This window comes from Lactobacillus sp. UMNPBX15 (assembly GCF_002553785.1).
In the GTDB taxonomy this organism is placed as follows: domain Bacteria; phylum Bacillota; class Bacilli; order Lactobacillales; family Lactobacillaceae; genus Lactobacillus; species Lactobacillus crispatus.
Genome location: NZ_PCYV01000091.1, coordinates 1 through 431 on the forward strand (window position 1 = coordinate 1; position 431 = coordinate 431).

Genomic DNA, 431 nt, shown 5'->3' on the forward strand with positions numbered 1-431 from the left:
GCTCGCCAATTAATTGCCTTAACCCGTAAAAAGGAAGAGGTCATCAAGCGGATGGAATCTATTGCCCAGCGCTTACCAGAGTATATCCTATACTGCTCTTTTCCGGGAATTGGGAAACAAACTGCGGCTCAGTTAATGGGAGCATTGGGCGACATTAGTCGCTTTGACAATGCCAATCAGCTTAATGCCTTTGTCGGAATTGATATTCGTCGTTACCAATCTGGAACCTATTTAGATCAAGATCACATTAATAAGCGTGGAAACCCGATTGCCCGTAAGCTCTTATATTTTACTGTAGGTAATATGATCCGCCAACAACACGCTAATTCTAATCATATTGTTGACTATTACTATCGTTTAAAAGAAAAACGACCTCATCCAAAACTGAATAAGGTCGCCATGGTAGCTTGTATGAATAAAACTCTGAAATG

The 431-nt window shown here is 40.6% G+C and carries 1 protein-coding gene; it reads left to right on the plus strand.

Annotated features, from left to right (window positions below):
- A partial coding sequence (locus tag CP366_RS10410) for a transposase (RefSeq protein WP_143469315.1) occupies positions 1–431 on the plus strand: 431 nt, incomplete at both ends.